Origin of the sequence: Alistipes sp. AF14-19 (assembly GCF_003461645.1) — a bacterium.
Taxonomy (GTDB): domain Bacteria; phylum Bacteroidota; class Bacteroidia; order Bacteroidales; family Rikenellaceae; genus Alistipes; species Alistipes shahii.
Map to the genome: position 1 here is coordinate 349,816 of NZ_QTXM01000002.1, position 6,627 is coordinate 356,442.

Below are 6,627 nucleotides of genomic sequence, written 5' to 3' on the forward strand. Positions count from 1 at the left end.
TCCCGATGAGAAACCGCCGGACCTTTCGAAAAGGTCCGGCGGTTTTCCTATTCGGACGCAAACGGCGTCGCTTCGTCCTGCAGCCCAAAAAACGATTCCCGGCCCCAGGCGCAGAACCGAGCAGGACGCCAGACAGCGATCCTCCGCCTCCTAAAACCCGGCTCTTAGCCGGGCGGGCGCAGAACCGGATGACAAGCGTCCCGAAGCCACTATCCGCCCCTAAAACCCGGCTTTTAGCCGGGCGGGTTATTTTTTATTCTGAATAGCGTCGATGGCGTCGATCACCGCGCCGCGGAAGCCCTTGCGCTCCAGTTCGGCGACGCCCGCGATCGTCGTTCCGCCGGGCGAACAGACGGCGTCCTTCATCGCACCGGGATGCTGCCCCGAGGCGAGCTGCAATTTCCCGGTCCCGACGATCATCTGGCTCGCCATGCGGTAAGCGTCGGCACGCGCAACGCCGTGCTTGACGGCAGCGTCCCCGAGCGCCTCGATGAACATGGCGACGAACGCCGGGCCGCAGCCGCAGACGGCACTCGATATGCCGAGCAGGGCGGTGTCCATCGGCAGGACAAGGCCGATCTTCGAGAAGAGCGCCTCCACCTGCCGCCACTCCCCGTCCGAAAGCGAATGGCGGCGTTCGCAGACGACGATGCCTTCGCAGACCGAAACGGGCGTATTGGGAACGATGCTCAAATGGTGCGTGCCGGGGGCGAGCATCCGCTCGCAGTCGTCGAACGTAACGCCCGCAGCCACCGATACGACGATCTTCTTCGCCAGAAGCTCCCGGACGGGCGCAAGCACCGCCTCGACCTGATAGGGTTTCACGGCGACGACGACCAGATCGGCGAACTCCGCGACCGCCGCCGCGTCGTCGAAAGCCCGGAAGCCCTGCGGCTCCGTGTTGCTCCACAGTTTCGCCCGGTCGCGCGCGCACGCGCCGATGTCGCCGGGCTGCACGGCCCCCGAGCGGACAAGCCCGCCCGCCATGGCCTGCGCCATATTTCCGAATCCAAGAAATCCGATTTTCATATAAGTCTGGTATAATTTATCATTCGTACAGCAACCACTCATAAAACGGGCTTCTTAAGCCCGCGCCGGCCGAATATCAACGAGCCGACGCGCACCATCGTCGAGCCGCACTCGACCGCCAGCGGATAGTCGTGCGACATGCCCATCGACAGCGTGTCGAACCGCGGTCCGAAGTAGGGTTGCAGCAGTTCGAAACAGCGTTTCAGCTCCATGAAATCGCGGCGTATCGCCGTGCCGTCGTCGGTATTGGTGGCAATGCCCATCACGCCCCGCACGCAGACGTCCGGCATACGGGCAAACGGGGCCGTGCGGACATACTCCATCAGTTCGGCCATATTCCAGCCCGTTTTGGTCTCCTCCTCGGCGACGTGGATCTCCAGGAGGATTTCGAGCGTCCGGCCGCACTTGGCCGCCTCGCGCTGGATCGCCTCGGCCAGCCGCGCGCTGTCGACCGAATGGATCAGCGCGACGAACGGGGCGATGTATTTGATCTTGTTGGTTTGCAGGTGGCCGATCATGTGCCACTCGATGTCCTTGGGCAGGGCTTCGTGTTTTTCGCGCAGTTCCTGCGGGCGGCTCTCGCCGAAAACGCGGTGGCCGGCGTCGTAGGCCGCGCGGATCGCCTCCGCAGGGTGGGTTTTCGACACGGCGACCAGCTTCACCCCCTCGGGAAGCGTCGAGCGCACGAACGACAGTTGACAGGCTATTGAAGACATAAGTTTTTCGGTATTTGCCCGGTAAAAATACGCAAAATTCGTACAACACGAAACAGACCCGGGAAAAATCCGGGTCTGCGACTCGTTTTTCTGCACGAAAACACTATTTCGCCATGACGATCTCCGAGCAGCCGAACTCCCCGGGAAGGGTCCGCTGCGTCTTCTTCAGCGCATCGTAGACGTGGATGCGGCGCATGCCGTCCGCCTCGCACAGCAGGTAGATTTCCAGCGAATCCTTATCGGGAGCATACTCCGTGACCGAAAGCGCCGTGCCCGGAACTTCGGCCAGCGTCTCGCCGAAAGCGCCGTCACCGGCGGCGTTGAACAGCCGCAGCTGCGTTTTGCCCCTGGCCGAAACGGCATAGCCGCCCGCCTGAACCATCCTGTCCGGCTCGTCGGCCGAGGCGACCACGGTCCAAAAGGGGATCATCGCATCGGCCCCGACGGCTTCGCCCGGTCCCGCCCCGCCGTAGACCCTCAACATCAGCGGAGCGCACGTCCCGTCGGCATTGCGCTGCGCGAGCAGCAGGTCGGAACCGACCCGCACGAACGGCTGCACGGCCAGCGTCTGCACGACCTCGTCGGGCACCTGCCAGGAGACCGGAGCCGGGGAGGGAGAGCGGGTCGCGCTTTGGGTCGTCAGCGTCAGCCGCTCCGCATTGTAGGAAAGGAGTCCGACGGAGGAATCGGAGATATGCCCGGCCAAGAGACTATTCCGGTACCCGAAATCGTCATAATAATTCATCGTGAGGTCGAAACCTGCCATCGAACCGGAGCAGACGCCGTAAATCCAGCCCGAACCGGGAAGCCCCACGGCGCAGGCAATTCCCCGGCCGATGCCGAGCGTCGCAACCCGTGTCACCCCGCCCGTTGACAGGTCGATGCGCTCGATCAGGGTTTCGTCCGTATCGGATTTCGAAATGCCGTAGAGCGCTTCGGCTTTCGGGGTTCCGTTGGCAACGCGGATCTTGCCCAGCGGCATCATCCTGCCGCGACGGAGCAACAGCACCCGAACCGTCGAAGCGGGGTAGTGCCCCGGGGCCAGAAAGGTGACGCTCGTGGCGGAACGCACCGTGACGATCCCGCGCACGCCCTTGGCATAACCCTCCGGAGCGAACCCCTCGGCACTCTCCTGCCAATGGATTTCGAGCATGATTTCGTCATCAGCCTCGAACCCTTCGGCCGAGACGGTCACCCCGTCGCCGGGCGCAAAGACCCACGAATCGGGCGGCATGACGACGTTCTTCACGAAAACGGGAACCCGGTCCTTGTCCGAAGAACAGGCCCCGAAGATCGCCCCGGAAAGGAGCAGGAACAACATCTTTCTCATTCAAATAGCTGGATTTCATATTTTTACCACCACTCCGGGGGGGGGTATTTCCGGGGTGCGCAGAAAGCGCATCCGCTCACAAAGATAACGTTTTTTCGCCGTTATCCGATTTGTTTTCCATCTTTGGCGTCGTAACGACACTTTTATTCATCAGTCGGAAGATTCGGTTTTGAATCCATCCGACTTTTTCGTATCTTTGGTCTCAAAACCTGAAAAGCATGAAAAAAATCCGATTGATTCTTGCAGCGGCGGCCGCCCTCACATACGGCGCGGCGTCGGCCTGCACCAATTTCATCGTCACCCGAGGTGCCTCGACCGACGGTTCGGTGATGGTCACCTATGCGGCGGACTCCCACGCGCTCTACGGCGCACTGTACCACACCCTCGGCGGCAAGCACAAGTCCGGGGCGATGCTGCCCGTCTACGAATGGGACACGGGCCGTTACCTGACGGACATCCCGCAGGTCCGCGAAACCTGGTCGACCATCGGCAACATGAACGAACATTCGCTCATCATCGGCGAGACGACCTACGGAGGCCGCCCCGAACTGGAGGACTCGACGGGCCGCATGGACTACGGGTCGCTGATCTACATCACCTTGCAGCGTGCCAAAACCGCGCGTGAGGCCATCGGCGTGATCGCCGAGCTGGCCGACACCTACGGCTACGCGTCGAGCGGCGAATCGTTCTCGATCGCCGACCCCGACGAGGCGTGGATCATGGAGCTGATCGGCAAGGGTTTCAAGGACGACGGCAAGGGCGGCAACGCCCGCAAAGGCATCGTCTGGGTGGCCCGCCGCATTCCCGACGGCTACGTCTCGGCCCACGCCAACCAGGCCCGCATCACCACCTTCCCGAAGGACGATCCCGAGAACTGCCTCTACTCCCCGGACGTGATCTCGTTCGCCCGTGAAATGGGTTACTACGACGGCCCGGACGCCGATTTCAGCTTCTCGGACGCCTACGCGCCGCTCGACTTCGGCGGCATGCGCGCCTGCGAAGCCCGCGTGTGGGCCTTCTTCCGCACCGTGGCCGACGACATGGACCGATACACCGACTACGCGATGGGCCACAACAAGAACAACCGCATGCCGCTGTGGGTCAAGCCCCGCGCGAAGGTGTCGCCCAAGACGCTCTTCGACTGCATGCGCGACCACTACGAGGGGACCCCGATGGACATGACCACGGATCTCGGCGCCGGAGGCCACAACTGCCCCTACCGCTGGCGTCCGATGGAATTCGAGGTCGACGGCGTGAAGTACGTCAACGAGCGCGCCACGGCCACCCAGCAGACCGGATTCTGGTTCGTGGCGCAGGCCCGGCCCGACGTGACGCGCGACATGGGCATCCTCTGGTTCGGCGTGGACGACGCGGCCACCTCGTGCCTGACGCCGATCTTCTGCTCGGCGCAGGAGGTCCCCGGGTGTTTCCGCGAGGACAACGGCTCGATGCTCGAATATTCGCCCACGTCGGCGTTCTGGCTCTTCAACCGCACGACCAATTTCGCCTACATGCGCTACGACATGATCTCCGCGGACATCCGCAAGGTCACGGACAAGTGGGAGAACGACATGCTCCGCAACGTGCAGGCGCTCAACGCCCGAGTCGGAAAAATGTCGCCCGAGGCACGCCGCAGCCACCTCACGCAGCTGAGCGTGGAGACGGCGCAGCAGCTGTTCGACCGCTGGCAGCGGCTCAACAACTATCTGCTGGTGAAATACATGGACGGCAACGTCAAGAGCGAGCACGGCGACGTGCTGACGTTCCTCGACGGCGACGGCTCTGCGGCGCATTTCGTCGACAACGGCAACGGGAAACAGATTCCCGGCAAGATCCAGTTCCCGGGCTACAACGAGAAATGGAAGCGCGCCGTGGCCAAAGACAATGGTGAAATACTAAAAGTAGTGAAATGATGCGGTACGACATCATCATCGTGGGCAGCGGCCCCGGAGGCTATGTGGCGGCGATCCGCGCCGCGCAGTTAGGGAAAAAGACGGCGCTCGTGGAGCGCGCCGAACCGGGAGGCGTCTGCCTCAACTGGGGCTGCATCCCGACCAAGGCGCTGCTCAAGAGCGCGCAGGTCTATGGATACTGCAAAAACGCGGAGCATTACGGACTGGAACTTGCAGGGGAGGTGCGCCCCAACCTCGAAGCCATCGTGGCGCGTTCGCGCAGCGTGGCAGAAACCATGTCGAAGGGCGTGCGGTTCCTGCTGAACAAGAACAAGATCGACCTGATCCCCGGATTCGGGCGGCTCACGGCCCCGGGGCGCATAGACGTCGACGGGGCGGAGTACGAGGCCGACCACATCGTCCTCGCCACGGGAGCCAAGCCGCGCGAAATGCCGTTTATGCCTGTCGACGGGGAACATGTGATTTCGTCGCGGCAGGCGCTGACGCTCACGCGCCTGCCCGAATCAATGATCGTCGTGGGATCGGGAGCCATCGGCAGCGAATTCGCCTGGTTCTATGCCTCGCTGGGCGTGCGGGTCACCATCGTCGAATACATGCCCCGCATGATGCCGCTCGAAGACGAGGAGGTGTCGAAGACCATGGAGCGCGCATTCCGCAAACTGCGCGCGACGGTGCTCACTTCGACCACGGTGAAAGCAGTGAAGGTCAACGCCGAAGGGCTTTGCGAAGTGGAGATCGAGGGCAAAAAAGGCGCGGAGACCCTGACGACCGATGTCGTGCTGTCGGCCGTGGGCATCCAATCCAACATCGAAGGCATCGGCCTCGAAGAGCTGGGCGTCGCCGTCGAACGCGACAAGGTCGTCGTGGACGAATTCTACCGCACCAACGTTCCGGGCGTCTACGCCATCGGCGACATCGTGCCGGGTCCGGCGCTGGCGCACGTGGCTTCGGCCGAGGCCGTCTGCTGCGTGGAGTCCATCTGCGGACTCGACCCCGCGCCGGTGGACTACACGACCATTCCGTCGTGCATCTTCACCCAGCCCGAGGTGGCGTCGGTCGGCATGACCGAACAGCAGGCGCAGGAGCGCGGCATCGCCTATAAAGCCGGCCGCTTCCCCTTCACCGCATCGGGCAAGGCCACGGCGGCGGGCGACCGCGACGGATTCGTCAAACTGCTCTTCGACGAAGAGGACCGCCTGCTGGGGGCGCACATGGTCGGAGCGTCGGTGACCGAGATGCTGGCCGAGCCGACGCTGGCGCGCACGCTGGGCGTCACGGCCCACCGGATCGCCCGCACGATCCACGCCCATCCGACGATGAACGAAGGCGTCATGGAAGCCGCCGAAGCGGCCCTGGGCGCGGCGATCCACCTGTAAAGGCCTCCGGCCATCCCCGGAAAAAACATGCGGCGGCCCCCGAAGGGTTCGGTATTTGTAGGTAAAGAGAAGCGCAGGAAAGAGTAAATATCATGTTTACAGGTATTTAATTCCCTGTTCTGCATCTGTTCCGAGCAATAAAATTGCAGAATCGGGCAGGATTAACGGTGAGTTTCGTTACTTATCCGTTACCTGCCTGAAATGCTTTGATTTACACTAAAGTGCTTGTTTTCAGCTTATTGTGTTGGATTTCCGCATAACAA

General features: G+C 62.5%; 5 protein-coding genes. 2 read left to right on the forward strand and 3 right to left on the reverse strand.

Going from position 1 to position 6,627, the window contains the following annotated elements; genetic code table 11:
• Positions 1 to 246: 246 nt before the first annotated feature.
• The 3 genes from proC to DWW03_RS03730 form a co-directional block, all read right to left on the reverse strand.
• Complete coding sequence (proC, locus tag DWW03_RS03720) at positions 247 to 1,029, reverse strand: pyrroline-5-carboxylate reductase (protein ID WP_022061125.1); 783 nt, start codon at positions 1,027 to 1,029, stop codon at positions 247 to 249.
• Positions 1,030 to 1,067: 38 nt separating this feature from the next.
• Entirely contained in the window at positions 1,068 to 1,745 is a 678-nt protein-coding gene (locus DWW03_RS03725) for a YggS family pyridoxal phosphate-dependent enzyme (RefSeq protein ID WP_022061126.1), read from the reverse strand.
• A 103-nt stretch (positions 1,746 to 1,848) separates the two neighbouring features.
• On the reverse strand, positions 1,849 to 3,075 hold the full coding sequence (locus DWW03_RS03730; RefSeq protein WP_022061127.1) for a WD40-like domain containing protein: 1,227 nt from the start codon (positions 3,073 to 3,075) through the stop codon (positions 1,849 to 1,851).
• A 218-nt stretch (positions 3,076 to 3,293) separates the two neighbouring features.
• Between DWW03_RS03730 and DWW03_RS03735 the strand changes: the two genes are divergently transcribed.
• On the forward strand, positions 3,294 to 4,988 hold the full coding sequence (locus DWW03_RS03735; RefSeq protein WP_022061128.1) for a C69 family dipeptidase: 1,695 nt from the start codon (positions 3,294 to 3,296) through the stop codon (positions 4,986 to 4,988).
• Entirely contained in the window at positions 4,988 to 6,364 is a 1,377-nt protein-coding gene (lpdA, locus tag DWW03_RS03740) for a dihydrolipoyl dehydrogenase (protein ID WP_118406342.1), read from the forward strand. Before DWW03_RS03735 ends, lpdA begins: the two co-directional genes overlap by 1 nt.
• Positions 6,365 to 6,627 lie beyond the last annotated feature (263 nt).

Bases quoted from the DNA above. Each gene is read 5' to 3' on its own strand.
- proC (WP_022061125.1), bottom strand. From the start codon at position 1,029: ATGAAAATCGGATTTCTTGGATTCGGAAATATGGCGCAGGCCATGGCG.
- DWW03_RS03725 (WP_022061126.1), bottom strand. From the start codon at position 1,745: ATGTCTTCAATAGCCTGTCAACTGTCGTTCGTGCGCTCGACGCTTCCC.
- DWW03_RS03730 (WP_022061127.1), bottom strand. From the start codon at position 3,075: ATGAGAAAGATGTTGTTCCTGCTCCTTTCCGGGGCGATCTTCGGGGCC.
- DWW03_RS03735 (WP_022061128.1), top strand. From the start codon at position 3,294: ATGAAAAAAATCCGATTGATTCTTGCAGCGGCGGCCGCCCTCACATAC.
- lpdA (WP_118406342.1), top strand. From the start codon at position 4,988: ATGCGGTACGACATCATCATCGTGGGCAGCGGCCCCGGAGGCTATGTG.